General features: G+C 45.9%; 34 protein-coding genes. 3 read left to right on the plus strand and 31 right to left on the minus strand.

Annotation, left to right across the window (positions count from 1 at the left end; all coding sequences use genetic code 11):
* Positions 1 to 49 precede the first annotated feature (49 nt).
* From QQK89_RS18305 to QQK89_RS18330, 6 genes are all read right to left on the minus strand, one after another.
* Positions 50 to 427, minus strand: coding sequence for a YtxH domain-containing protein (locus tag QQK89_RS18305; protein ID WP_284240080.1), 378 nt, complete (start codon positions 425 to 427; stop codon positions 50 to 52).
* Between the two features lie 26 nt (positions 428 to 453).
* Positions 454 to 915, minus strand: coding sequence for a DUF948 domain-containing protein (locus QQK89_RS18310; RefSeq protein WP_284240081.1), 462 nt, complete (start codon positions 913 to 915; stop codon positions 454 to 456).
* A 112-nt stretch (positions 916 to 1,027) separates the two neighbouring features.
* Complete coding sequence (locus QQK89_RS18315; RefSeq protein WP_284240082.1) at positions 1,028 to 1,708, minus strand: helix-turn-helix transcriptional regulator; 681 nt, start codon at positions 1,706 to 1,708, stop codon at positions 1,028 to 1,030.
* A gap of 64 nt (positions 1,709 to 1,772) precedes the next feature.
* Positions 1,773 to 2,219 (minus strand): DUF86 domain-containing protein, encoded by a 447-nt coding sequence (locus QQK89_RS18320; RefSeq protein WP_284240083.1) that lies wholly within the window; start codon positions 2,217 to 2,219, stop codon positions 1,773 to 1,775.
* A 3-nt stretch (positions 2,220 to 2,222) separates the two neighbouring features.
* Positions 2,223 to 2,345 carry a hypothetical protein gene (locus QQK89_RS18325; protein WP_279590370.1) on the minus strand — a complete coding sequence of 41 codons (123 nt, stop codon included), beginning with the start codon at positions 2,343 to 2,345 and terminating at the stop codon, positions 2,223 to 2,225.
* 27 nt (positions 2,346 to 2,372) lie between these two features.
* On the minus strand, positions 2,373 to 2,660 hold the full coding sequence (locus tag QQK89_RS18330; protein ID WP_284240084.1) for a Dabb family protein: 288 nt from the start codon (positions 2,658 to 2,660) through the stop codon (positions 2,373 to 2,375).
* A 108-nt stretch (positions 2,661 to 2,768) separates the two neighbouring features.
* Here QQK89_RS18330 and QQK89_RS18335 point away from each other — a divergent pair, with 108 nt between their 5' ends.
* On the plus strand, positions 2,769 to 3,026 hold the full coding sequence (locus tag QQK89_RS18335) for a hypothetical protein (RefSeq protein WP_284240085.1): 258 nt from the start codon (positions 2,769 to 2,771) through the stop codon (positions 3,024 to 3,026).
* A 43-nt stretch (positions 3,027 to 3,069) separates the two neighbouring features.
* Here the strand turns inward: QQK89_RS18335 and QQK89_RS18340 are convergent, their stop codons facing one another.
* From QQK89_RS18340 to QQK89_RS18390, 11 genes are all read right to left on the minus strand, one after another.
* Positions 3,070 to 3,459, minus strand: a complete 390-nt coding sequence (locus tag QQK89_RS18340; RefSeq protein WP_284240086.1) for a cytochrome C oxidase subunit II — start codon at positions 3,457 to 3,459, stop codon at positions 3,070 to 3,072.
* A gap of 144 nt (positions 3,460 to 3,603) precedes the next feature.
* Positions 3,604 to 3,999: a hypothetical protein gene (locus QQK89_RS18345; RefSeq protein ID WP_284240087.1), complete on the minus strand. Its 396-nt coding sequence runs from the start codon at positions 3,997 to 3,999 to the stop codon at positions 3,604 to 3,606.
* A gap of 75 nt (positions 4,000 to 4,074) precedes the next feature.
* The gene (locus QQK89_RS18350; RefSeq protein WP_284240088.1) at positions 4,075 to 4,470 is read right to left on the minus strand and encodes a phage holin family protein; all 396 of its coding nucleotides are present in this window, start codon (positions 4,468 to 4,470) and stop codon (positions 4,075 to 4,077) included.
* A gap of 92 nt (positions 4,471 to 4,562) precedes the next feature.
* Positions 4,563 to 6,152 carry an extracellular solute-binding protein gene (locus tag QQK89_RS18355; RefSeq protein ID WP_434481715.1) on the minus strand — a complete coding sequence of 530 codons (1,590 nt, stop codon included), beginning with the start codon at positions 6,150 to 6,152 and terminating at the stop codon, positions 4,563 to 4,565.
* A gap of 14 nt (positions 6,153 to 6,166) precedes the next feature.
* Positions 6,167 to 8,530, minus strand: a complete 2,364-nt coding sequence (locus QQK89_RS18360) for a helix-turn-helix domain-containing protein (protein ID WP_284240089.1) — start codon at positions 8,528 to 8,530, stop codon at positions 6,167 to 6,169.
* Between the two features lie 181 nt (positions 8,531 to 8,711).
* Positions 8,712 to 9,851: a glycoside hydrolase family 88 protein gene (locus QQK89_RS18365; protein WP_284240090.1), complete on the minus strand. Its 1,140-nt coding sequence runs from the start codon at positions 9,849 to 9,851 to the stop codon at positions 8,712 to 8,714.
* Between the two features lie 19 nt (positions 9,852 to 9,870).
* Entirely contained in the window at positions 9,871 to 10,752 is an 882-nt protein-coding gene (locus tag QQK89_RS18370) for a carbohydrate ABC transporter permease (RefSeq protein ID WP_284240091.1), read from the minus strand.
* Positions 10,753 to 10,762: 10 nt separating this feature from the next.
* Positions 10,763 to 11,617: an ABC transporter permease gene (locus tag QQK89_RS18375; protein WP_284240208.1), complete on the minus strand. Its 855-nt coding sequence runs from the start codon at positions 11,615 to 11,617 to the stop codon at positions 10,763 to 10,765.
* Positions 11,618 to 11,734: 117 nt separating this feature from the next.
* Positions 11,735 to 13,375 carry an extracellular solute-binding protein gene (locus QQK89_RS18380; RefSeq protein ID WP_284240092.1) on the minus strand — a complete coding sequence of 547 codons (1,641 nt, stop codon included), beginning with the start codon at positions 13,373 to 13,375 and terminating at the stop codon, positions 11,735 to 11,737.
* Positions 13,376 to 13,871: 496 nt separating this feature from the next.
* Positions 13,872 to 14,252 carry a hypothetical protein gene (locus QQK89_RS18385; RefSeq protein ID WP_284240093.1) on the minus strand — a complete coding sequence of 127 codons (381 nt, stop codon included), beginning with the start codon at positions 14,250 to 14,252 and terminating at the stop codon, positions 13,872 to 13,874.
* 186 nt (positions 14,253 to 14,438) lie between these two features.
* A complete protein-coding gene (locus tag QQK89_RS18390; RefSeq protein WP_284240094.1) occupies positions 14,439 to 14,996 on the minus strand; it encodes an NADPH-dependent FMN reductase in 558 nt (185 codons plus the stop codon).
* 270 nt (positions 14,997 to 15,266) lie between these two features.
* Between QQK89_RS18390 and QQK89_RS18395 the strand changes: the two genes are divergently transcribed.
* The gene (locus QQK89_RS18395) at positions 15,267 to 16,037 is read left to right on the plus strand and encodes an arylamine N-acetyltransferase family protein (RefSeq protein ID WP_284240095.1); all 771 of its coding nucleotides are present in this window, start codon (positions 15,267 to 15,269) and stop codon (positions 16,035 to 16,037) included.
* Positions 16,038 to 16,243: 206 nt separating this feature from the next.
* On the opposite strand, the gene QQK89_RS18400 is transcribed toward QQK89_RS18395, so the two are convergent.
* The 13 genes from QQK89_RS18400 to QQK89_RS18460 form a co-directional block, all read right to left on the minus strand.
* Entirely contained in the window at positions 16,244 to 16,816 is a 573-nt protein-coding gene (locus tag QQK89_RS18400) for a GNAT family N-acetyltransferase (RefSeq protein ID WP_284240096.1), read from the minus strand.
* A 514-nt stretch (positions 16,817 to 17,330) separates the two neighbouring features.
* Complete coding sequence (locus QQK89_RS18405) at positions 17,331 to 17,495, minus strand: hypothetical protein (protein WP_284240097.1); 165 nt, start codon at positions 17,493 to 17,495, stop codon at positions 17,331 to 17,333.
* Positions 17,496 to 17,720: 225 nt separating this feature from the next.
* The gene (locus QQK89_RS18410) at positions 17,721 to 18,383 is read right to left on the minus strand and encodes an alpha/beta fold hydrolase (protein ID WP_284240098.1); all 663 of its coding nucleotides are present in this window, start codon (positions 18,381 to 18,383) and stop codon (positions 17,721 to 17,723) included.
* A 522-nt stretch (positions 18,384 to 18,905) separates the two neighbouring features.
* Positions 18,906 to 19,091, minus strand: a complete 186-nt coding sequence (locus tag QQK89_RS18415; RefSeq protein WP_284240099.1) for a hypothetical protein — start codon at positions 19,089 to 19,091, stop codon at positions 18,906 to 18,908.
* 477 nt (positions 19,092 to 19,568) lie between these two features.
* Positions 19,569 to 19,877, minus strand: coding sequence for a hypothetical protein (locus QQK89_RS18420; protein WP_284240100.1), 309 nt, complete (start codon positions 19,875 to 19,877; stop codon positions 19,569 to 19,571).
* Positions 19,878 to 20,113: 236 nt separating this feature from the next.
* Positions 20,114 to 20,497: a VOC family protein gene (locus QQK89_RS18425; RefSeq protein WP_284240102.1), complete on the minus strand. Its 384-nt coding sequence runs from the start codon at positions 20,495 to 20,497 to the stop codon at positions 20,114 to 20,116.
* Positions 20,498 to 20,577: 80 nt separating this feature from the next.
* The gene (locus QQK89_RS18430; RefSeq protein WP_284240103.1) at positions 20,578 to 20,781 is read right to left on the minus strand and encodes a hypothetical protein; all 204 of its coding nucleotides are present in this window, start codon (positions 20,779 to 20,781) and stop codon (positions 20,578 to 20,580) included.
* Positions 20,782 to 20,983: 202 nt separating this feature from the next.
* Entirely contained in the window at positions 20,984 to 21,658 is a 675-nt protein-coding gene (locus QQK89_RS18435) for an HAD family hydrolase (protein WP_284240209.1), read from the minus strand.
* Entirely contained in the window at positions 21,648 to 21,947 is a 300-nt protein-coding gene (locus QQK89_RS18440; RefSeq protein ID WP_284240104.1) for a hypothetical protein, read from the minus strand. The genes QQK89_RS18435 and QQK89_RS18440 overlap by 11 nt, the downstream gene beginning before the upstream one ends.
* Before the next feature lie 16 nt (positions 21,948 to 21,963).
* Complete coding sequence (locus tag QQK89_RS18445; RefSeq protein ID WP_284240105.1) at positions 21,964 to 22,416, minus strand: NUDIX domain-containing protein; 453 nt, start codon at positions 22,414 to 22,416, stop codon at positions 21,964 to 21,966.
* 26 nt (positions 22,417 to 22,442) lie between these two features.
* Entirely contained in the window at positions 22,443 to 22,772 is a 330-nt protein-coding gene (locus tag QQK89_RS18450) for a hypothetical protein (RefSeq protein WP_284240106.1), read from the minus strand.
* 697 nt (positions 22,773 to 23,469) lie between these two features.
* Positions 23,470 to 23,688 carry a hypothetical protein gene (locus tag QQK89_RS18455; protein WP_284240107.1) on the minus strand — a complete coding sequence of 73 codons (219 nt, stop codon included), beginning with the start codon at positions 23,686 to 23,688 and terminating at the stop codon, positions 23,470 to 23,472.
* Between the two features lie 626 nt (positions 23,689 to 24,314).
* A complete protein-coding gene (locus QQK89_RS18460) occupies positions 24,315 to 24,665 on the minus strand; it encodes a DUF3221 domain-containing protein (RefSeq protein WP_284240108.1) in 351 nt (116 codons plus the stop codon).
* Between the two features lie 249 nt (positions 24,666 to 24,914).
* Between QQK89_RS18460 and QQK89_RS18465 the strand changes: the two genes are divergently transcribed.
* A complete protein-coding gene (locus QQK89_RS18465) occupies positions 24,915 to 25,412 on the plus strand; it encodes a GNAT family N-acetyltransferase (RefSeq protein WP_284240109.1) in 498 nt (165 codons plus the stop codon).
* Positions 25,413 to 25,448: 36 nt separating this feature from the next.
* Here QQK89_RS18465 and QQK89_RS18470 read toward each other — a convergent pair whose 3' ends face one another.
* Positions 25,449 to 26,228 carry a hypothetical protein gene (locus QQK89_RS18470; RefSeq protein WP_284240110.1) on the minus strand — a complete coding sequence of 260 codons (780 nt, stop codon included), beginning with the start codon at positions 26,226 to 26,228 and terminating at the stop codon, positions 25,449 to 25,451.
* Between the last annotated feature and the right edge of the window lies 1 nt (position 26,229).

Here is a 26,229-nt window from a genome sequence, read left to right on the forward strand (position 1 = left end):
GGATGTCGCATGCTGCAGCAACCGAATACGATACGCTATAAATCAACCGTTAATTGATCGTTTGCAATTCCTTTGCTTCTTCCACGGCATCTTCGAAAGTATCCGCTACTTCATCCGTTACTTCTTCCACTGTATCCGCAAGCTCAGCCCGGCGTTGCTTCACCGATGATACCGCCGCTCCTGCCGCAGCTTTAGCCGTGTCGGCAAGTTCCGTTGCTTGGCTGCCGATTTGTTTGGCGATTCTTACTGTTGTATCCGACACTTGACCCGCTGCTCTAACCGTTTGCTCCTGCAATTTGATTGCCCCTGCCGAAATATCCTGGCGCAGTTCTTTCCCTGCTTTTGGCGCAAACAATAACGCCGTTACCGAACCGATAATACCACCCGCGAGTGCACCAAAAAGAAAACCTTTTGTTTGTTTTGCCATTGTCAATCGCTCCCTTCAAATGTGAACTATTCGCCCTGCCCTTGATTGGAGGGTTCATAACGTTTACGGTTAGTCTGCCATTGCTGCCAAAAAGCCATACCAAGTTCCATCCACTCCAGCATGGAACTCGCCTGCCGCTCAGCCGATCCGCTATCCGCATGTTTGGCGGCAGATTGCGAAATAACGCTGGACACCCGATGAATAGCCGTCGTTGTATGTCCGATCGTATCTCCAATCTGACCAACCGCCTCAAACAGCCTATTCGCCTGCTGCAGCTGATGATGCACCGTTTGAACCGTCTGCTCCGTCGTATCCGCAAGGACTCCCATTTTGCCGGAAGCCTGCCGCACGTCTTCCTGCAACGCCTCAGCGGAAGACTGCAGCTTTGTAAGCTTAGCAAGCAACGCGCGAACACCGATCAATAAGCCTGCAGCAAGAATAACAAAAGTAACCGCAGCAATAAGCGCACTCCATTCCATAACCGTCATGACCATTCCCTCCTCCTTCAAAAGCGGGCGGATGCCCATTTCGTAATGCCATTATAAGCATCTTGGGCTTGACCTGACACAACGCAGGCAAATAAAAAAGGCTAGCGGTTCGTTAAGAACCGTTAGCCTGATTGTCAATTCCAATGGTATAGCTGCATCTTCCTCCGCCTTTGGCGAGGCATTCCGTCCGCTCAACCTGTGTCTGAAGCAAGGATTCGAACAACGATAACTCACAGCTGCAAGCCTGCTCGTATTTGCCCGCTACCTGCGCAATCGGACAATTATATTCATGCAGGACATATTGCCCGTTATCTTTATCTTCCACCTTGGCCATGTAACCGCCGGCGTTCTGAATAACTTCCAGCTCCGTTACTTTCTCCGCAAGGCTTTTGCCCGTCATTCTTGGCTCATACCGGTCGAGCAGCTTCTTCTGGCGTCCTTCGAACATGCGGGTAATAAGGCCCGCCGTTTCAGGATCCTCGGCCAGCTCTTCCAGCAGATCAAGCGCCAGCAAATTATAGTTCTTCGGGAAACGATCGTCGGCCAGCACCGTCAGCTCATAAGCATGAACCGGCCGCCCCATACCCTGCTTGACGGCAACGATGCTGACGCTGCCTTCGCGCTCCAGCGCATACATATGCCGCCTGACCGCCATTTCGGTAATTCCTAATTCACCGGACAGCTGACCTGCGTTCAAACGGCCGTTTGTCTTCAAGAGCAACAGGATCCGGCCCCGTGTTGTTCCGTCCACGCTGCGGGATTCCGTCTCCATCACGCGTTGTTTCTCCAGCATCAACCCATCACCACCTTAGCAGGTACCACCTTTGCAGGTTTTGTTAGGGTCATTGTAACGTATTTCAACTTTTTCGTAAATCGGATTCATCCGGCAACTCGCGCGCCAAATACTGCTTAACGGACTCGCCGAATAGACGCAGCTGATCCGGAAGGTCACGCGTCATGGAATGAAGTTCAGATCTCTGCCAGCCGTAATATTCCTGGACAAGCGGCTTGCGGAGCTTGACCAATTCAATGAGAAGCGGCTGAATCGACGAAGGGAAAGCCTCCGCTTCGCCCGCGATTTCTACAATATCCTCGTAGCTGCTCGCGTCTCTTAGAATAAAACCATCAATCAAATAACTGCCGACATCCGTAACCGTCTCAATCGCAAGGTGCAAAGCCCGTTCCTGAGCCAAACCTTCGAGCAGCGAACCTTGCCAGTTGGCAGACAGCTGCTCAAGTGCCGATGCGATATCCGGAATGCTATTAAGTCTAACTGCAATTTGCTCTTTGTTTACATAATACATGTCTTATTCTCCCGCTTTCAGCCTTGCTTTCTTCTTTTTCCCTTTTCGTTTGAGCCATGCCACCATCACGACGCTGCTGATGAGGATGACGATCAAATAGGTCATAATCTCAAAGACGTCTCCCATGAACTTATCCGCGCTCCTCTTGCCGAATTAGCTTTCGAAGTCAACGGCGATAACGGATTCGCGAACTTCGTTAATATGCTCGATGACCTTTTTATGTACAGGATGAACCTGATACGCTTCTAACGCTTCAAGCGAATCAAACCTAGTGATTAGAGCGATGTCATAAGAACGCGCCGAATGGATAACATCAAGGCCAACCTCGATCGCTTTCAGCTCATCGATCTTGCCTTCCATGTCCCGCAATACTTGAGCCGTGCGCTCCACGCTTTCCTTGCTGCCGTCCTTCAACTTGAACAATACGATATGAGTAACCATAATTGTGTTGCTCCCTTCAACTAGTCGTATGACAAATATCCTTTTGTCACATAATAACCCAAGCAGTCGCATTACGGCAACATTAGCCTGAGAAAGGAACGGTGCGTTATGCGCTTTCCCGTTATGTTCGTTGCTACCCTCATAGGGCTTGCACTATGTGTCTATAATTCAACCGGTTACGACCCTCATAATTTTGTGTTTTTTATGTTCAGCATTCCGGCATGGATCATGGACCTGTTTGTCGACATCCATGATGTAAACGTTCTGCTCATGTATGTGTTGACGGTTGCTTCCTGGGCGCTGCTTGGCTATATCGCCGACGTTCTGATCGAGCGGGGCAGAAGAAGCAACCGGCGCGAAGCTTAATACAAATCGAAAGAGGAGCCGCGAGGCTCCTCTTCTACATTTATTATGCTGCGTCTACGATAAGTTTTGTCTTCATCGTGGCATGACCGGTACCGCAAGGTACGGAGCAATGCATCTCGTATTCACCCGGTTTGTCGAATTCGAGGTTTGTTTCAAGATTGTCGCCTTCCAGATCCACGTTCAGTGCTTCAATCTTCAAGCCGTGGATACCGCTCTTATTTTGCAGCTTCAGGATTACTTTGTCGCCAACCTTCACGTGGTACTCTGCTTCGCCGTAAGTAAAGTCGCTGTTCGCTTCAACCTTAACAAGTACGGTACCTTCAGGAAGTGAAGCGGATTCATCAACCGGCTTGGCAGGAAGACCGAATGTCAGCAGGTAAACTCCGAGAAGAGAGGCCGCTGATAATAGTACGAACATGATCCATTTGTGCATTGCTACGTGCTCCCCTTTGCGATTCTTATTGTCGTAGTGTTTAATTCTTATATTACATAAGATCGTCCGAAGTTCTCAACCTTAAACTGCAGAATAAGGAAAAGTTTTTTCCCGAATATGACAAAATAATGAACTTTCTGTGACTTAACTTTTAAAGTATTGCTTAATGGCCTGCTCGGATTCCGCCTTTAAATAACTCCATGGCAGATAACAACGCTCCTGGCTGCCGCGGCAAATATAGATTGTCTCCAGTCCGTCCTTCAGCCTGCGTTCTTCCACGAGCTTAATGCCCGCTCTTCTGAACTGCAGACGCAAAGCGGCTTGCTCCAGCAATACCCGGTCTTGTATGCCGCGGAGCAGCGATTCATACAACCTCGGCAGCTTGACGGTGCCCGTCCCCATTACCCTTATATCATGATCCAATACGAGCATCACAATTCCAAGCAGGATATAGCGCTGCACAAGCACTGCATCCTCATCCGTCAAATAGGCCGGAGCTTCTTGCTCCCGTACCTGTTCTACAGCATACTGGACAGCCATTTGATATCGCCTCCCATAAATCGAACACTTGTTCTCATTATAGCGAACACCGCTTGTACAGCGCAACCCTATTTGTTACTTCTCTTTATCCTTCAGCACTTCTATGATTTTGCGAATCCGGTCAGGCAGCGGAAGACCAATCCGGCCATAATTCTCTATAATAGAAATCATTTCATTCGCAATATAGAAATAAATCGCTGCCCCCATTGTTACATTACCCAATTCAAGCAAAATATCAACACGATGTGCCAATAGAATGACGAGTAACATCATTCCCTTACGTGCCAGCCCCCATGCTCCGAAAAAGCTGTTCAAACCTTTCCCTTCTTTAATAGATGCGGTTATGCCAGATACATAATCAATCCCCATTGCAACTACTAATAGTGTTAATGATTCCATCCATCCGCCGAATGCAAAAGTAATCACAGAGCCGATAATTCCGCTAACCGAGCAAACAGTGACTAACTGCAACTCTCGCCACCCCTTTCTGCAAATAATCTATCTATCATATGCAGAAAAGATAAGAGGTGCCTGTTCATATGCTATACATTCTATCAAACGGGCTAATTGGCATTGTACCGGTCAAGCGCTGCCTTCTGAATCGCTATCGCCCGGTCAATATTAAGAGCTTTCAGCTGGGCCACGTAATCCTCGTAAGAATCAAGAGGATCGATGCCAAGAATAATCCGCAGCGACATTTCGTCTACCAGCGTCGTTACGTCCTGCATAATGGCGGACAATTCCGCGCTTTCCCGCTCCGTCTTCTGGACCGGCGGCAGCAAATAGTGCTCCGCGTCGGTATCCGCCCAAATATCAACCGCGTCCTTCTGCTCCTGCAGCATATAATATTGCTCCATATAATCCACGTCCTGGACGAACGGTCCGAAATAACTCGCTCTGCTATACATGGCAATAGCTTGAGACGGAGCCAGCTTCTCGGGATTATTCAAGATCAAGTCCGTGTAGGTCGGTCTGCCGTTCTTCATCGTATAGCTGACGCCATCAATCCCGAAATTAAACAGCAGATGGCCTTCCTCGCCATAACCGTAATCGAGCATCCGAACCGCTTCGATGGCATGGCTGCTGTTTGCGGATATCGCAACGCCGCCGCTGCTCATATACGGATTCACCCTCTGCCCGAACATCGGCCTGTCCCCTTCATGGAGCACCGGATACGGCGCAGCGACAAGCTCCCCTTGCGGATCCTTCTCCTTCAGCTGGGGCAGCCATGTTCCGATTCCCGAGCCGGCATTCCAGATGCTGGCGCCGCTTCTCCCGGTGAGCATGCTGGAATCAATCGTTCTTGTATCTACGGTTGCGATGTTGCGGTCGATCAGGCCTTCGGCGTACCAGTCTCGGAACAAGGCCAGAAACTGTTTGTAACCAGGCTCAATCGGACCAAATTTAACTTCTCCGTCTTTCAGATAAAAGCCTTTCTTTACGCCAAACGCTCCTACAAAAGCGCCATTCTCAATCCCAAACAGCGGGCTTGGCGTACTGAGAAAAGTAAGCGGCGCTTCAATGCCCTTCTTCTCCTTGAATGCCTTCAGCACGGTATGCCAATCATTGATCGTCTTAGGTACGGGCAATCCCAGCTCGTCAAGCCAATCCTTGCGGATGATAGGACCTTGATACGTCCGAAGGCGCGAATCGCCTTGAATAAACGGAAATACGTAATAACTGCCACCAGCCGTCTTGATCTGCTTGTCGATATCGGGATGCTCGCTCAAATACCGCTTTAAATTCGGGGCGTATTTATCAATAAGATCATTCAGCTTCAGAATGTATCCGTCATTGATCGCTTTCTCCGGACCGCCCGGGAATGCCGCCCATTCGTATTCGATCATATCCGGCAGCTCTCCCGATGCCAGCATGACGTTTAACGCCTGTTTGGCCTGATTGGCCGGAGGCTGAATAAACGTCAGTTGAACGCCCGTGCGCTTCTGCCATTCCTGGAAAAAAGGGACATCCTGAAAGCGCGGCTTCACGCTTGCCGCATTGCCGTTCAGTTCGGCCCAATAGGTCAGCTTCCCGCTTGATCCTTGAGCGGATTGCTGCTCATGGTCCGGCTGGGAACGCGTGCAGCTTGTAAGTAAAGATAGGATACTAATGACAATCAGGAGGAATTTGGATATGCGGTTATTGATCATCATGATGGATTGTCCCCCTAATTCATTTCCTTGTATTTGCCCGGCGTAATTCCCTCGTATTTCTTGAATACACGGATAAAGGTTGCCGCATCGTTATAACCAACCGTCCTTGATACTTCGCTTACGGATTCTTGATGCTGGGTCATGCGGTGCTTGGCCTTCTGGATCCTGTATTTATGCAAATAATCCAGCAGTCCTTCTCCTGTCTGGGTCTTGAACAGCTTGGACAAATAACTGCCCTTCAGGTCAAAATGCTCGCCAATCGTGTTGACGTTCATGTTCGAATCGCTGTAATTCTCCTCAATATAAGCGGCTACGCGCGCGGATAAATCGCGAATCGAATCCGCGCGCTCTTGCGTCACGTTGGATTCCAGCCTAACCGTTGCGAAAGCGCATACATCGTGCAACAAAGCATGAAGCTCCTGCTGCATTTCCTGGACGGTATCGCAAGCCAAGATGCTGTTCATCCAATTCGGATTATCGTTCAGAACGCTGCCTTTGCCATCCCCTAATTCATTCATCGCCTTGACCATCGTCCCAACGAGATTAAACATGAAACATTTGGCCAGCGTAACGTTCATCATCGGCTGCCGGAAATTGCGATCCGTAATGTCGTTCATAAAGGAAGAAGCTTGTTCAAAATCGCCGATCTTAATCAGGTTGATCAACTGCTGCTCGGCCTGCAGCGGATAATAGTAGCCGAACTGCACTTCATCTGCCCGATTCGAGAGAATATCTTCATACGCAATGATGCCTTTTTTGCCGAGCACCATCTTGTACTCCATCGCGTCTACCGCTTCGCTGTAGGCGGCCGCAATGCCAGCGAGCGTGTTATGCCTGCCGCTGATCGCTACGGTTAAATCCATGTCGTAGCGTTTCAGGAACCGCTGCGCTTCCGTTGCGATCTCGAACAAATCTTGCTTGTATAACGTATCGCCCTCAGCGGCGTCGTTTAAGTTCACAAGACATACCATCATATCGTCCACCTCGGCCACATAGCCCGCATGATGATAACGGCCGGCCAGTTCCTCCACGACATTGCTAATAATAAATTGAAGAAATTTTCTACGTTCATTCTCATCGATGCCCGGCAGCTTCTCGTAAAGGCTTTCATCATTCTCGACAACAAATAAAATAACCGCGTATTGATCCGAAATCTGCTCCATGCGATACGTTTTGAAGGCTTCTTCGTAAGGGATCGGCGAATCCATCCGTCCTTTCAGCAGCCTGCTAAGCATATTCGACCGCAACACCGTTTGATGCATTTGGAGCTGCATGGCGATCTTGTCCTTTTCGCTACGCGTCCGGCTGACAGCCCGCTGAATGAAATTCAGCTCATTCCATTCCGCAAACTCTTCTTCATTATTTTTGTCCGAGAGCGATTGTACCAGCTGTTGGATAGGGGAATAATTGCGCCGCATAAAAAACCACGTTAAGACGCCCGCTCCCATTAAGCTGATCAAGATGCTCACCAGCGTCAGCTTCCGTACATATTCGGCCTTCTGCCAATAAATGCTGCTTGGAATGACAAGCGCGTACTTGAGGTCCGATACGAAGGACTGCAAATAAAAAATTTCCGAGTCTCCCGACTTCATCGATGCCGGCATTTGCTCCCCGCCGCTGCGCACCTTCTCCAGAACGGCTTCTTCCCCTTGTTTTTTCGGCAAATTCGACAAGAGCACCTCATTATTGCGGTTTAGAATAAGCACATATCCGCCGCTGAACCCCGATATGCTCTTGATGGCATCCTGAAACCGGGCCAAATCCGTCATGACAACAACCGTGCCGGCTTGCCTGCCGTTCAAATCCTTGGGCAAATGAGTAATGTAAGCGATGGAAGTCTGCGAATCTCCCGCATCCGTTAACGGAAGCAGCGTAAATTGGTTATGCTCCGAGTTCTCTACCTTGGCCAGCCAATCGTCGTAGCTGAGTTGACCGGTATCATGGAGCGTCGCAAACGCCGTCTTCATGTCTCTTACGTTGCCGGAACGCAATACCGCATGCTCCCGCTCCCAGGTCACGTAAAATTCATCGATAGAAGCATACGAAGTCTGATAGGTTTGAAATTCCTTCACGAGCTGATAAGCATCGAATTGCGCATCCGCTTCCGATCGGCTCGAATACATCAAGGTTTGCAGCCTTGCGTTCCAGGTCAATTCCATTGTCAAACGCTTCATTTCATCCACCTGGTTGTCAATGGTATAACCGACCTGCTTAAGCAAGGCATCGTTAGCGCGGTGAATCTCGCTCCTCAGCGCCGCGCTTGATTGCGAATATACAATTAAACTGATTAGAATCGGAACAAATAATACCGCGCAATAGGACATAAGCCAGGTTACAATAATGCTTTTCCGTTTCTGCCATATGGATCGAATATTCAACCGGGATCTCCTCGCCTATACGTAAAGTGTAGAACCCTATTATACGCATAATAGAGACTTCGGAGGAAGTTGCAATATGTGCAAAACGATTGACGATTACGCAACTTGAGGCCGGAAACAGCACAAATAGCCCGGATAGAATGATCTACTCGGGCTATCTATTAGCCAATTTTTAAGAATACTAGAACATGCGCTGCTTCCAGCCGTTCAGCTTCGCAATCGCTTCAACGAAGAAATAATCGCCGTAAATGAGCGACACGTCCACGTTCTGGCCGGCCGGCTTATGACCGGTTCCATGCTTCAGAATCGCTTCATGCGACGGTTCGTTCCATGTGCCGTAATTCGCGTGAAGCGAACTAAGAATCCGCTCCGCCGCTTCGCGGTAGACGCGGCCTTCTTTCTCGGTCAGCAGAGCAGCCAATTCGATCAGGCCCGAAGCGGCGATGGCTCCGGCCGACGTATCGCGCGGTTCTTCCTCCATCTGTTCCGACGCTCGGAAATCCCAATGCGGAACGTGATCAGCCGGCAAATTCGCGATAAAATAATGCGCAACGCGTTGTGCCGCGCGCAAATATTCGATATTGCCGGTGTAGCGGTAAGTATTCGCCAAGCCGTATAGCGCCCAGGAAGCGCCGCGGCTCCAGCCGGAATTCGGCGCTGCTCCTTGCCCTCCGCGAACCTGGTCAAATTCTCCCGTCTCCGGATCAAAGCAGACGATATGGTTCACGGAACCGTCCTCGCGAATGAACTGCTTTAGGACCGTATCCGCATGCGCGCTTGCGATCTGGGCAAACCGCGGGTCGCCGCTTTCAACCGATGCCCAATAGAGGAGCGACAAATTCATGCAAGTATCAATAATGGACCAGCCATGCATGTCGCCGTTCCAGGCGCGAATGAACCGTCCGTTCAGGTTAAAGCGGCCCGCCATGAAATTCGCCGCGAACAAACCGCGCCGACGCGCGTCTTGATCGCCGGTGATCCGGTATTTCGCAACCGCGGTAGGCAGGAAATGAAACCCTACATCATGGTCGAAGGAGTTCGGCTGAAGCATCTGTGCTTCCAGTCTCTCATCCCACTCCCAAGCGGAAGCCTTATATTTCTCCTCCCCGGTTACTTCCTTCATCAGCCACAATATACCCGGCCAGAAGCCCGACGTCCACCAGTCGATTTTCGGATCATCATAGATCCCGTCCGCTTTGGCTACATGCGGAGATTTATCCCCGATCTGGACCATCATGCGGTCCACTTTCTCCTCCAGCTGCTTCCAAATACGCGTAACATCGAGTTTATGTTTCGCTTGTTGCTCCCCGCTTGCTTGCATTGGATCTGCCTCCTCGATTTTAACCTTTCACCGAACCTACCATAACGCCTTTAACGAAAAAGCGCTGCACAAACGGATATACGCAAAGTATGGGAACCGTAGCCACCATAATGGTTGCATATTTAATCGTTTCGCCGATCTGGAACCGGTCTCCTGCCGAAGCGCCCGATGCCATGCTGTCGGTGGAATTCGCGATCAGAATCTCGCGCAGCACCAGCTGCAGCGGGAACAACTCGCGGCTTCGAATGAAGATGGACGCATAGAACCAGCCGTTCCACTTGTCTACGGCATAATACAGAATCATAACCGCGATTACCGGCATCGACAGCGGAATAATAATCCGGAACAGGATGGTGAAATGGTTCGCCCCGTCGATTTTGGCTGATTCCTCAAGCGCATCCGGAATGCCCTTGAATGCGGTACGCATGATGATCAAATTAAACGTACCGATCGCAAATGGAATAATCGTTGCCCATAACGTATTCAAGAGGCCTACGCCCTTGACGACCAGATAGAGCGGAATAAGACCGCCGCTGAAAAACATCGTTAACAGAATAAGGCCCATAAACAGGTTGTTCCAAAGCACGTCTTTGCGGGATAACACATAAGCGCCAAGGGCGGTCATGATCAAGTTAAGCACGGTTCCGCAGACGAGAATGAACAGCGTATTTTTATAACCGGTCGTAATGCCCGGATTCTTGAACACGCTTGTATAAGCCTCAAAACTTAATCCTAGCGGATGCCATAAGATGCCTTTGTTGGCCACAAGCTGACCCGCGTCGCTGAAGGAAGCAAACAATACGTAGAGCAGCGGATATAACGTCGATACGATAAGGATGAGTAAGACGGCGTACACCACGACGTCGAACACTCTCTCGGAAAAAGTCGCTTTCATTTGCATAATTGTCACCTCACCATAAGCTGCTTTTATTTACTTTGCGGCTGATGTAATTGGCGGTAACGAGCAAGGCGAGGTTAACCACGGAGTTGAACAATCCGACCGCCGAGCTGTAGCTCCAGCCAAATTCCAATAAACCTTTGCGGTAGACAAACGACGAGATTACGTCGGCCGTGTTGTACGTTACCGGGTTGTATAACAAAATGATTTTTTCAAATCCAACATTCAGCATATTGCCCATCCGCAAGATGAACATGATCGTAATCGTCGGCAGGATGCCCGGGAGCGTAATGTAGAAAATCTGCTTCAGCCGTGTCGCCCCGTCGATTCTGGCCGCTTCATACTGTTCCTGGTCGATGCTCATTAAGGCCGCGATATAAATAATCGACTCCCAGCCGATTCGCTGCCAAATCTCCGAGAGGATATAAATCGGACGGAACAGCTCCGGCTTCTGCAACATCGCTTGGCCGTCATATCCAAATAGCATAAACAATCTATTAATAATGCCGTCAGCATTCGTAAAGTCGGTAATTATCCCGCAAATGACCACGAGGGAAATAAAATATGGCATATACGTAATCGTCTGGGCTACCCGTTTGAATGTCTTGCTGCGAACTTCGTTAATGAGCAGCGCCAATATAATCGGTGCGGGAAACTCGAAGATTAACGAATACAAGCTGATGACAAGCGTATTCTTAAGGATCCTTGTAAAATAATAGCTGCTGAAGAAATCATGGAAATGCTTGAGTCCAACCCAATCGCTGCCCAAAATGCCTTTCATCGGGGAATAATCTTTGAAGGCAATTAATGCCCCGTACATCGGAATATAGTGAAAAATAATATAATACGCGATGACCGGAAGAATCATCAGATATAACAGCTTATTTAATTTGAAATCGCGGATAACGCGGTTTTTCCCCACATGCCTCACTCCTTCTTGAGGGAGAGGAAAAGGGCAGGAACCCTTCCCCTCTCTTGCTATCTATTAACGGCTGTTGTAACGGTCAAGCGCCGCTTGTTGAATCTCGATCGCACGATCCAAATTCAATGATTTCATCTTGTCCAGATATTTATCGAACGCATCAACCGGCTCCGTGCCGAGAATGATCTTGAGCGACATTTCGTCTATCAGCGTGTTGATGTCGTTCATGATCGCCGCATACTCGGAAGCTTCATCCGGCGACGGCGTAATTGGCGGCAGCTGGTATTTCGCTGCGTCGGTCTTTTGCCAAGCGGTTACCGCGTCGCGTTGTGTTTGAAGAGCGAAGAACTGCTCGGCATAACGTTTGTCCTGCACGAACGGACCGTTGTAGCTGCCGCGGGCATAGAGCGAGATGGCTTGTGCCGGTGCCAGCTTGTCCGGATTTTTAAGAAGAAGATCGGTGTAAGTCGGGTAGCCGTCTTTCATGTTGTAGCTGACGCCTTCCGTACCGAAGTTGAAGAACAAGCCGCCTTCTTCGCTGTAGCCGTAATCGAGCATTTGGACCGCGAGTTCAGGGTCTTTCGCTTGCGTTGTAATAGCTACCGTACCTTCGGATGCGTACGCCGTGTTATGTTGGCCGAATTTTGGCGTGTCGCCTTTCTTCAGAACCGGGTATGGAGCGCCGATCAGCACGGCTTTAGGATCTTTGGCTTCCACAAGCGGCTGCCATTTGCCGATCCCGCCGCCGGCATTGCCGATGGATGCGCCTGTCGCGCCGGATGCGATGTTGCTGTCTACCGATTTGGTATCCGCGGTCGCGATGTTCTTATCGATCAAACCTTTCGAATACCAGTCGCGGAATAACGCCAGATATTGCTTGTAGCCTTCTTGCTCAGGACCAAACACGACCTTGCCGTCTTCCTGGTAGAAGCCGCGCGTTACGCCAAACGCTCCCATGAAAGCTCCGTTGCCGCCGTCGTTGAAGAAGCGGGGTTTGCTGTTAAACGTAAGCGGTGCTGCCGCGCCTTTCTTTTCTTTAAATGCGGTCAGCGCCGCTGTCCAGTCGTCAATCGTTTCCGGTACCGGCAACCCTAGCTCATCAAGCCAGTCTTTGCGGATAATCGGGCCTTGGAAGACGCGCAAGTATTCGTCGCCGCGAATGAACGGGAACGCGTAATAGCTGCCGCTGTCGGTCTTCACCATCTTGTCGATGTCCGGATTGTCCTGCAAATATTTCTTGAGGTTAGGCGCGTATTTGTCGATCAGATCGTTCAGCTTCACGATATAGCCGTCCTGGATTGCTTTCTCGGGACCGCCCGGGAAATCGCCGATAAAGTTGTACTCCACCATATCCGGCAGTTTGCCGGATGCGAGCATCACGTTAAACGCTTCTTTCACTTGTCCCGTTGGCGGTTCCGTAAATTCCAGCGGCACGCCGGTTTTCTTCTGCCATTCCTGGAAGAACGGAATATCTTTGTGCGACTCCTTCACGCCAATCAACTGACCGTTAATCTCGCCCCAATACGAGAGCGTCTTATCCGTCTTAATCGGATACGTCGTTGCTTCCGCCGGCTGTTCCGCCGAGTTGTTGCCGCCATTGCCGGTGTTTGTGCTCTCGCCGTTCTTATCATTATTAGAAGAACATGCTGCCAGCATCGTTCCCATCAGCGCAATGCTGAGCGAACCTGCTACCCATTTTTTCATGACCCTACCTCCGTTTATTGTGTAGTGAAAATGGCTACATCCACAGCGTAATGGAGCAGGAAGGCGAGTCATATGGGCAAAAAACATAATCAAATGGTGATTTATGAAGGGGGAATTGAGGATAACGCCATTCGGATTGATGGAAGGAGTGATGATTTGGACAATTCAATGGTGAAAATAAATAATTAGGGACGAGAGATGTGCCGGAATGCCGGAAATGAGGGGACGAGAGATGTCGGAATGCCGGAAATGTATCTCCTTACGTCGCTGTTGCCATCGTGAAATTTTGAATTTACTCGTTTATAACGAGATTTCACGAGTGGAAAGGCGAGCGTTACACTCTCCAGGAGATACATTTCCTCTATTCCTCCCTTCTCTGGGGAGGGGACAGAGAAAAGAAAAAGAGAGCAACATTGGCGGTTGCTCTCTTTGGAAAAAGCTCTGTTATACTTCCTATTGAGATAGGCTTTTTAATCAACTTAAAACCACCCATAATTTAATGACCATTAGATTTGATTGAATATATTGCGTGTCCCCATTTCCCAATAAAAATGATGCCGCTATTATCTTTGGGGTTTCCTACACTATAAATGGTAAGTGTATCCGTCCCCCCATCTCCAATCGTAAAACTTCCTTCATCACAATTAACAAATCCATATTTCATTCCTGGCTCTTCTGAGGTATTCTCAGATATTAATTCATAACTTTGTCCGGACCAGTTCAGAACTTTCGGCGGTTTCTCACATGTATCTGATTTTGCAACAAAAGATTCTAACTCAGTTGCTGATGTGTTTTCTGCCTCACCGTTAATACAACCAACGAAAATTGTCGTGCTAATGGACATCAATAAGATTAATCGGATAATTGAAATAAACATATGAGCACCCCCTAAAGTTGTTTATGTAATTGACAGAACTTCGAGATAGAAAGTTTCAACTAAGCTGCCCATTAGCTTAATAAAAATAGAGCAGCTGCCGTAGTGACAATCTGCTCCTGGATGGCTGAACTAACGTTCCCCTAGCTTAACAACTGACTTCCACGCTAGTCTCATAACAGCATCTTATTATTTCTCCGAAATGGCCTGAGACAACGCACGAACCAAGGTGAGAAGCGATGACAAGGTCTTATTGTCCGTCACACTACCATTCGGACCGATTATCTTACTGACGAAAGGAACGGCAATCGATGCTTCTTCCGGAATAGATGCGCTCATCATCTTTAAAGTCAATGCCAGCGATTGCAGTGCTGTTGCACCACCATCCGGATGCGGAGAAGCGCTTATAACCGCAGTCGGCTTATTCATGAATTCTCCCGAAGATACGACCCAGTCCAGCGCGTTCTTGAGCGAACCTGGTACACCTCGCGCATATTCTGGAGTACAGATCACAATCGCATCCGCTTCTCGCAACTCCTCCCGCCATACATGCACCGCCTCATGCGATTCAGCTTCATCTCCATCTAAGTCTGGATTGAAATGTGGTAAACTCGCAAGCCCTTGATATATACGAAACTCTGTACCGGCTGGCATCATTCCCTCGATGGTCGAGAGTAACCAAGTATTGGACGACTTCTTACGTAAACTTCCAGATATACCCAGAAATACATGAGTTTTATGCTCCATTTGATTCACCATCCTTTGCGTTCGATATCAGCATTGTAAACCATGACATTAATGTCATAGTCAATTGGGCTAGGTTTTTAACATGTATTGAGGTGTAATACGGTATCCTCCCGTTAGCGCAAAGCTGACCATACGATTTTTTTAAATTTTAATCTGCAGTCTCTCCGCATAATAAAAAATTCAAGAGAACTTTCATTCATTTCACTGTCACCCCTCACAAGCTTGAGTTAAACTAGATCTAAACTAGTCTTAAGGGAGGAGAACGGAAATATGGACGTGAAAAGCAAGGTTCAGCTCTATTTAGATCGAATCGGCTATGACGGACCGCTGGACAGAAGCGCTCAAGCGCTCGCAGATCTGCAGGACTGCCATCTTCACGCGGTGCCTTATGAGAATTTGGACATTGTGCGCGGAATGCCGATCTCGCTTGAGATTGATCACCTATTCGATAAAATTGTCGTGAGGCGGCGCGGAGGTTATTGCTTCGAATTGAACGCGCTATTCGGATGGTTGCTGCGCGAGCTGGGATACCCTGTAACCGATCTATTCGCCCGCTTTTGGCGCGACGAGCCGTCACCTCCTCCGAAACGCCGCCATCAAGTGCTGAAGGTTGAAGCTGGGGACCAAACCTATTTATGTGACGTTGGCGTCGGCGGCATCGTTCCCCGTCGGCCAGTCGCCATGGTCGAGGGGCTTCCGCACCGGCAGGGCGATGAAACTTACCGTTTGGACAAGGACCCTTACTACGGCTGGATGCTGTGCGAACTGAAGCATGGAGAATGGTGCCGGCTCTATTCTTTCACGGAAGAGCCGCAGCTGCCGAAGGATTACATCATGGCCAGCTATTGGTGCGAGCATGCGCCGGACTCGATCTTTACGAAGGCAGAGATGGTTGCCATCCGCACCAGGGGAGGCCGGAACACGGTGGCCGGGAAGGAATTCCGCCTGTTTACCCAAGATGGGGTCAACGTGTTCACGCCTCAATCGGACGAAGCATACAAGGAAGCGTTACACCAGCACTTTGGGATCAAGCTGGACTAGTCGTTTAAATACAAGAACTGCCTATCGTCATTATTCTAAAGACAACAGGCAGTTTCCTTGTGTGCGCTAACTCTTCATCGTTCCGTGATATAAGGGATATACGCCAGCGCAGAGGATCCTTCGATCCAACAAGCCGTCGATCATTATAAGCAGGCTGCTGTCGTGTTGTTGAGCTATAGTTCTCAGTTTGGTTAACAAACTATTATCTAATTGAGCTCCTCAACTAGGAGTGAATATATGAGGGTATCGGTGAATAAAGTGCCAAAAGAGTATGCCCTTAACAGACCTTCATTCTTAAAATTACATTTTTCCAATAAACTTATTGACGCATTATTTTCGGGCATTACCAATGCTTGAATACGATGCAAACCTAAATTATTAAACCCAAAAGGTATTATGGCGCCTATTGCCTCTAACATGAAGCCTCTTTTCCATTGTTCACGCGATAGGTTATAACTGATATTTGCCATTGACCCTCTTACAAAGTTACCTAATATACACGTACCGATAATCTTATCAGTTCCCTTCTCAGATATCCCCCAGACAATCATATCTTTTCTCTTAAACGCATTACTAAAGCGTACAAAGGTGCTTGCAACTGTTTTTACATCTTTTGGACAATCATATCCCCAATACATGGTTACTTCTTTGTTAGAGAAATAACTAAAGTAATCTTCTGCATCCTCGGACTGAAGTTCGCGCAATATTAAACGTTCTGTTTCGATAATGGGAAACTCTTGAAATGACTCATTAAAACTCATTTTTATCTCCATCCCCATATGAAAATTCTTCTAGCACTTCAAAATAATTATACAGATATTGGAAGTGTTCTAACCTTTACTTCAATAATAGCAGCAGTAGATCCTCTGAGCCGCTGCAGCTTTTTGATTGTACTAAATTTCTTCATAAGTTATATCCGACTAATCATCGAACTTCTTATCTAGTACAACTATTAAAAAAGTGGCTACTGGTCCCATCAATAATGACAGAAGAAACCAATTCATACCACTCCTGTTTTTCCCTTGTGCTAGCCCTGCATTAATTAATGCAAGTGTACCCCACCCGACTGTAAAACTGCTTGTATTCATCTACAAACTTCTTTACTCTCATGAACTCAGTTGTTTCAAATTATATGATATTCACAAAATATTTAAATTCACGCCATTACAAAAGCTCCGAAATCATTCAACTATCCTCCCCTTTGTTCAACAAAAAACAGCCGAACATAAATGCTGACCGCTTTGTCGTGTGGTTACGCTATAGTTTTCCGTTACTTCAATGAATCCTTATTTACTAATTTTTCTCAAGTATAACAAGTGAATAAACTGTACCACCAGAATCACAACCAGACATAGGATTCTGGCTTACAACTTTCCATCCATCTTGCAATAGTTGATTTAGCTCAGCTAAGTTATTCTTTTTTTCGTTAAAATAATGAACGACGATTGCCTTCTGCATGAAATACACCTCCAAAAATTGCAGAAATGATTTTATCGGGGAACACCAGCATTCTTATGATTCCGATTATATTGCCCGATAGCGTAACAAAGAGCCGCCAAGTTGGCAGCCCTCATCATGTTGGACGAGATCATCTTCTATTAATTAGCGTCATGTAGTAATCCGATTCAATATACTACCACATTTTCTTATCACCTCTAATAGACTTGCCGCCTATGGCATCAATTAGATTGTAAGCAGAATCTCAAAAAGTTTGTCTGGTGCATCTGACATAATGTCGTGACGACTAGGCAATGCATATACACTCCACGCTGGGTCCGAAAGCAATTGTTCGTACGTAGCAGTAAACGGCGTGTCCTTCCACCCAGAAAGGTAGATGTAATGTTTACGTATCCTTTCGTCTAACCAATGATTGAGGCGAATCTTTTGCATAAATGAGGCAAGCGGGTGCGCTGTTGTCCTGATATCAGCTCCAGGCCGTGGTTCTACAGCATATCCGTTTTTACTAGCTCCTTCAATAAATCTTTGTCTATACGTTTCATTCGCCAGACTCCAGCAAGAATCCCCATCTTTCGGAACATAGGCATCGATATACACTAAGCTAGAAAGACATTCTGGAAAGCGATCGGCAACTCCGGTAATAACCATTCCGCCATAACTATGACCACATAACACAACATCGGTAAGTCGTTCAGTTTTGAGGAAGTTAATTACATCTTCAATATGTGTATCTAAGTTCGTTGATGCCGCCAGTAGATGTGCCCTGTCACCAACACCAGTGAGTGTCAATGGAAATGCATTATGGTTCTGTTGATGTAGTGCTGAAGCAAGCTCTTGAAAGTACCATCCACCGTGCCATCCCCCCGCAACGAAAACGAAAGTCGTCATAAAATTCCCCCTTCCACTTTTTCTTATAAACGACAGTAAAACACTGAAAACTGGGAGCGCTAGCTGTTGATGACATACTACGCTCGCTTTACACCATCGTAAAGGAGCGCCATCTTTAAAACAAACGGATTCTTGTCAATTATTTCATTGATTCAAAGGAATAAATGATTTTCGATTGTTATGCATATCTGCCTGCGGTTGGCCACCTCACTAATGATAATTGCGCTAATCTGCCTGTTACTTGAATACACAAAATAGGATTGCCTCGAAGCAATCCTAAACTATAGTTACCAATTAGAGTTTATCGAACGAATAAAGGTATTTAGCGTTGGTTTAGAATAAAAATTGCCTTTTGAGTAACTGATGAGAATCAAATTAACTCTACAAACTATTCAAGATAATACGAAAGAGTGGGCTATCCCACTTATCTTTCATGCCTACTGACTCATCCCCCTTAATTAACAATAATACCCATATACATTACGAGTTTATGAGTATAATGCCAATCGCACGGTGCAAATCCTATTTCAGACTTCTTCGGTTTCTGGAAAAGATCACGAGCGCGGCGATTACCATCGCACCGAAACCCATGTTTTTGGCTAACTCGGATTCCATTCCCAGCAACATGCAAAGATTGGTAACCAAGCTTTTCGTTAGGAGTGCAACTACAATCAGCATGATCGGACGAATAATATTGTACTTTTTCATATGTGTCACCTTTTCTTATGTGTCTGCTAATTCAATTATTTTCTGTCTAACTTTGTTTATTTGCTTTTCTAATATTACAATGCGGTTATTGATTGATTTATCGTATTGAAACATGACTCTTAAAAGAACAAGTGTACTGGATTGAATAGCACTTACAGCGATAGCCATGTCATGATTTTTAACTATTTAGTCTTACTTTTCTTCTTCTATTACTTCTGGTAAAGAGGCATAAACATATTCTAGTTGTCTTGAAATCTCCTTCTGTAATTCATCAAATTCCTTACTCACTGTCTCACCTTTCCCTGAAAATTCTTACATTTTTGTACGTTTTTCAAAAGTAAAAAGTTTCAATCTCTGTTCCGTTAATTTGCCCGTCCATCAAAAAAAGAAGCAGCTGCCTGCCGCGGCGAACTGCCTCTGATTGTTCAACTATAGTCTCCCGTTAGCGGAACAGACCACCGAAAAGGGCAGCCTGAATTAATCATCAGGGGTGGTAATCGGCACCATTTTAAGATATCCCCCATTACCATCCTCAACGGCAAATGCCTTTTTTGGACTAAAACCCTTTATTTCAAAAGCTTCGGGTCCATTTCCATTATCAAGATTACCAATCTCATTGCCTATATCAGATTTGTTTACAGTCTCTTTTGTAAATTTGTACTTTTGATTGTTGTAAACGTGGGTTAAAATGCCGTCCACAGTGCCAGATTGCTCATTCGATTTATGCTCCTGAGAACAGGCTACAAGAAAAAGAAAAATCAAAAAGATAAAGAAACTCTTTCTCATTAAAGTTCCTCCTCCTCCTTCGTTTCCTTTAAGGAAAAGATAAGAAGTGCGACATGGCTACCAGTTTACATTGTATCTTTTAGTGGTATGACCATCAAAATATTACATTTTCATGATTGAGAATGCTATGCGTAATTTGAACTAAACTGCCCGTTACTTCAATGGGAAACAGCACCCGATCGTGTGGTCGGCTGCCGTTGTGTCTCCATTCAACTATCGTCTCCCGCAATGACAAATCACTTGGGCCAACCACTCCAAATATCGAGTTTATTACCATCAGGGTCATAGGCATTAAAATTAAGACCACAGCCCTCATTGTCTGAATCCTCTGAAATTTTAACTCCGCTGTTTTTCATTCGACTGTAGAGTCCGTGAAAATCATTGACTTCCAAGGTAAGTGCACTTTGTTCTATTCCTTCGTTTTGTATATAGTTAAGGGTCGTTCTCGTTGGAGTCTTAATCAAAAAAAAGGCTTGACCCGAAGGGATACGAAGTTGAGCCTGATTCTCATCAACGGGTCTCATTAACTCCAAACCCAAATTATTCATGTACCATTTTGCTGATTCTTCTGTGTCGGTTGTAGGGATATAAATACAGTTAATCTCTTTTACAATACTCATTACATCGTCCCCTCCTTGAGTTCTACAGACCACCTTATTATACCAATTATTGTTTATATTGGGCGTGAATATTGAATAAGTTACTCAACTAATTGTTTGTATTTGCATGTTTCGCAAACCGCTTGGAACTCATCTAAATCTTTGAAAGCACCGGTTCGTTTAATCCATTCTCGCAATTCGTCTGCAGTATCTGTGGGACCGCCACGCCCAGCAAAGAAATATTCCCAACATAAGCCATGAGCTATAACCTTTTTTACCGCTGGACAAAACCATCCGTCTTCCACATAGCTCCCCTATCTTCTCTTAGAGATATTCTGCTTAATTGCCCTTTACTTCAGCAAACAAGCCGCCGAACTATAAACGGCAGCCTGTTAATTTAATAGAACTGGAGGTTCTCGTTAATGGAACGTTTACTAGCTAAATCTTTCGACCATCTACAAATTGCGGCGGATCGGACTGCGCTTTGAAAAAAGAAAGATACTGGCCTTAAGCCTCCGCTGATACAGACCACACATAAGAAACAACTTCCTCAAGATCCTGAATGATTGCATCAGCTTGCACATCGGTGGAGGAAGCATGGTTTTGTTTCCACAAAGCTTTCATTCCCACGGCTTGGCTTGCTCGAACATCGGCGTCAGGATGGTCGCCGACAAATACGGCTTCTTCCGCAGTCACGCCTAGCTTAGCCAATGCGCGGTGGAAAATTGCCGGATCCGGCTTTCGCAAGCCTTCCCATTCCGAGATTAATACCTCGTCGAAAAATTGACTAATGTTTAATGCTTGGAAATTATCATGTTGAAATTGGCCGTAGCCATTAGAGATGAGTGCTATTTTGATTCCGTGGTTTTTGAGCGATGACAATGTGCTATGTAGATTGGGATAACCGACGCAAAATTTTTGAAAGACACGTAAATAATCTTCCAGCAGTTCATTCCAGCTGATGTGCTCAATCTGATGTTCCTCTAACAGCTGCTGATACACTTTGTCTTTCCATACATAGCCATGCTGGTCGAGTTCGATAAAGCGCTTCGCCCATATCTCTTTGTCAACAGCCTGAAGCTCCGGAAAACGCTCGTATTGGTCTGCAATAAACAGTGCCAATGAGGAATCTCGGTCCAATAACGTACCGTCAAGATCGAATAGAACCGCTTTAATTCGCATCATAGGGCGGCTCCTGTAATCGTCCAAATGCGATTTTTCTATGCAGCTTGCTGGTATCAAGTGCATTGTAATCCTGTATGATGTTTGGGACATTGTTCTTCGTTAATACGTATCCTTGGATAATATCCCGAATATCTAGTAGCTGTTCCATTGGTATAGCAGCCAAAGCTTCCGGTGCCAACGAGAGTCCAGAGTGAACAATAGTACGGAGTTGGCGAATCAATGCATCTTGTTCCTCTCCAGTCAAACGGCTAAATAGCTTGGAAATTTGATTTTCTTCAATTCGCATCCATACCCCTCCTCTATTACTTTACATCCCCCAAATATCTGCTTTCCACGTTCTTGTGTTTCACTCGCTTGCCGAGTTCAGCCGGGTAAATTCGAATCTCATCAAGCAACTTGATGTCAATCCATTCGACACCGACTTGATGATCATCCGGTAAGCTCACATGCTCAAACGTTGGGCTATCCGATACAAGCGTACAGCTGAAATAAAACTCGACTTGATGGAAACTCACATCCATGCCATCGTGATCTTTCTCCATTAATTCTCGAACATACACAAGATCGCCGACTTCTACCTTTTCCCCGATCTCCTCCAGGCACTCCCTATGAACCGCATCCGCTAAGTTTTCACCATGCTCTTGCCCGCCGCCGGGGCATAAATAGAAGAACCCTTCGTCATCCTTATTTTTCGTAAGAAGGATTTGATCGTTCTGAATAATGATTGCTTTGACTGAGTTGCGGATGTTTTTCATAGTTCCCCCATTAATTCCTCGATAATTTAGTTGGACTCTTCATATACTTCTGCCGGTACCTTGATCGGTTTATCCATGTTGGCAAAGATATGAACGGTATGTAGAACCATAATGATATGAAGAATGAATAAAAGCTTAAACAGGATTGGCGACTTCTTTCTTAAGTAGCGGACTAGGAAACAAAATAATAAGGATAGGACCGCTCCCGCCAGCTCGATCATTCCAATTCCATTCAGATGAGTAAGATGAAACATAGGGATCAAATAAACGATTAACCAGGTGCTGATTTGTTGCCAATAAACCAGGAATATTAGCGTATAGAATAGCGCAAAACCAAAGCCTTTTATAACTTTCATGTTGTCCTCCGCATGCTGTTGTCGTAGTTAGCTTTACGATTTTATACTATTTTTCCTAATAAAGAAATGATTAAAAATGCCGAAGACTCGGATCTCCTGCTCTTCAGAAATCTGGGTTTCAGCGGTCATATATATGGGAAGAGTCAGCATATGCTCTGACTGCGCTTGGATACATTTCTCATGAATGTTGAAGCAAACCCCGTGTTCCTTGTATAAGTATGTACGGTAATCGTCGTCAGTAGGCCTGGTTAGAACCATCACGAAATAGATACCAAGTACCGCAGCTATCACGTATCTCTTCTTCTTAATGCGAATGATCCCACCTACTTAAATATTTTTCTTCTCAACCATTTAATTGTTGCGCTTAGCAATAGATATAAGACAAAAATATATAATACCGTAAACAAATAAGAGGTGAACGTAAAACTTACCCATTGCGCGGTCATGGACACTGAACCATCTGATTCGATCACTGTTGAAGATTCGGATTTATTGATAATGACGAGGAGCACCAATGGAGCAATAGCTGAGATGATGAATGCAAGGATGAGTTCAAACCATTTGAACATTTAGACTTAATTCCTCCGTTTCGTAGACAAACGCAAGCCAGCCACAAACAAGGTTAATCTGATTATAATAAGTAATTAAAGTATACGGTTATACAACCGAACAAGCAGTATATATGTCCTCCAAAGGTTTAATTCTCCTTGAGAATAGAAGTAACGAGTTTATATCCAAATACACAAACAAGGACAAACCCTATCGTTCCCACGATTTTATGAAGAGGAGTGTCAATGATGTCTCCTCCGGTTATTGCATCTAATACATCACTGATAATAAAAATATGAGGCTGAGGAAGTATCATTAGAATGACGCCAACTATAAAGCCAATAAATAAATTAATCGTTCTCGGCATAGCCACACTCCTTGTCACAATAAATAACAACCACTTATACGCTTCCAATGTCTGGAATGTTTCTATGTTTAAGGAATTAAAAAAGCAACCGTTATTACGGCTGCTGTCGTGTTGGATGTTGAACTCTAAAAACGGTTTGACGGACTACCCATGTACCCGCATAGAAAGCAACGAAGGCGAGCATCGTTCCCCAAAGCTGGTAACTCCGAATGTAATCACTTCCGCAGAACATAGGCAGCTCTTCGCATAATAGAGCATGTCCGCTGGAAGGAAAACCTCGCCCATACCATGGATATCCCGTGCCTAATAAAGTCCCTAAATAAACGAAGACAACTTTCTCTATCAGAAACCCGACTCCGACCGCATGTATAGTAAGAAGAAGACTTCTTCTTCTCACATAGCCGTACAGCAAGAACCCCATTGGAAAGTAAGGCAGCATAGCAAACAGCACACCATAATATATCCAGGATACCTCGCGTGACTGGTCCGCAGGCTCCGATGAGAATAGGCCATAACTCGCCGAGGCAAACATAAAAGTTATCACATACAGTCCTGTGAACATGAAGCCGGCCAGCAAAGTAATTTGAATCCAGGGGTACCTCCGTTCCAACCGATCACCTCAGAACTCATTTGGGATATCTAATAATCTCGTCTGCGACCGCTTGAGGCGGATACGATAACATCGTATATCCAAAAGCTCTTACCGTTACTCGCTCCCCAACTTGCAGGTCATTATACAGCTGCCTATCATTAACGTGATAGATCATCACATCGTCATGGTCTTCGTTTGTCAGAAAATAAGACAGGGACTTCGTCTTCGCGTCTTTTGCGGTGATCTCATGTACGACATATATCTCCGGCGTGTTGCTTGAGATTGTTTTCTTCACCACATAGTCACCTTTATCCGCTAATTTGCTGCATCCCATTAATAATCCAATAACAGCAGCAATCAAGCAGAGTAAATACAATCGTTTCAAAATAAGCTCCTCCATCATTAATCAAATAATCGGTTTATTGCCTTGGTTCAATTTATATTTTCTTCCTTTTGTTTCGTCCAATCTATTTTGGATATTTTACCCAAGCTTAGACCGAACTATCCTTTAAATTAAAAAACAGCAGCCGCTAATTAATGGTTGCCGCCCTAAAAGACTCCCCGTTTGAATACAATATCAAGGATTGGAATGTGAGAACTCAAGGTCAAATTGCACACTGGGACGGTGTTCGAAATGGCGAACGTGAACAACATTCAGGTTCTAGCTTCGACGACTAACGAAGATAAAGAATGGCTAAGGCAGTTATGGATTAAGGAAATGGGAGACGACTACGTCGTCTCGAAAGGTCAACAACATCGTGTTCAACATGCCGAAGGCGTCATCGCCTGGTTAGACGGACACCGGGCCGGAGCAGCCACTTATCGAATAAGCGGGCAAGAATGCGAACTGACTAGTCTTCATGCAACCATGCGGGGAGCAGGAATCGGGAGCAAACTGATCGAAGCGGTGGAGCAAATCGTCTCGCAACTTGGCGTACAGCGATTATGGCTGATCACAACCAATGATAATATGAATGCCATGAGATTTTATCAGAAGCAAGGGTATCGCCTAAAAGCCGTTTATCCAGGCGCCGTCGATGAAGCCAGACAACAGCTCAAGCCTTCCATCCCCTTAATAGGCAATGACAACATCCCAATACGCGATGAGATTGAAGTAGAGAAATTTTTATAATTTTGACATAAGAAAACCGCCTAGGTGGGCGGTTTTTTAATCATAGTTCATCTTAGCCAAGGTGACATCATTGTTCTGGATTTTGGTTTCATATAACTTAAACACTTTTTCCGGGTAATCAAACCTATACATATCGTGAACGGTAAGCACCCCATTCGGGTGCGAAAATGCAAATACCCAGCGTACAGCATCAATCTGGCAACCGATGTTTTCGTAATGAACGATGTATTCTGAGATGGGATCCGTCTGAAATACCATATCCTTCAGTTGTTCTTGGGTAAAATGTGATTCCGACATGTCTAGCTCACCAGTTAAATTCGTTACATTATCGGAAAATCCAATTCGACTATTCCCTAAATATTTGCTAGAGAACCGATCATCATCATCATCATCAGCAAATATGGATTTCACCGGATCGCCGAAAATACGCGTCCACTGATTCTCTACCCTACTGAAGACGGAAAGTCCCATAGCACCCGCGCTTCCGACTGAATATTCATATAAGAAAACTTCAGGCCGGCTGTCATCTTCTACATCTCCGATCATTATCTTGCTATTCCAAAAGATCCCTTCCAGAACAATGTTTCCATCAATTTTCAACACAAGATTATGAGAGAACTTGGTGTCAGGAGCTAATAATTCAGCTGTATGTACCCTTACACGATCATGATCTGAGTCCAGCTCTTTAATATAGGTCGAGGAAAATTGCACTATTTGTATCACGTGTTCCGCTGACTCCAGTTGAGGATAGGCATAACCAATTTGTATTCCAAAGACAAACCATAAGACGTACATACTTATTAGAACTTTTCTCAAT

The organism is Paenibacillus glycanilyticus (assembly GCF_030161375.1).
GTDB classification, from domain to species: Bacteria; Bacillota; Bacilli; order Paenibacillales; family Paenibacillaceae; genus Pristimantibacillus; species Pristimantibacillus glycanilyticus_B.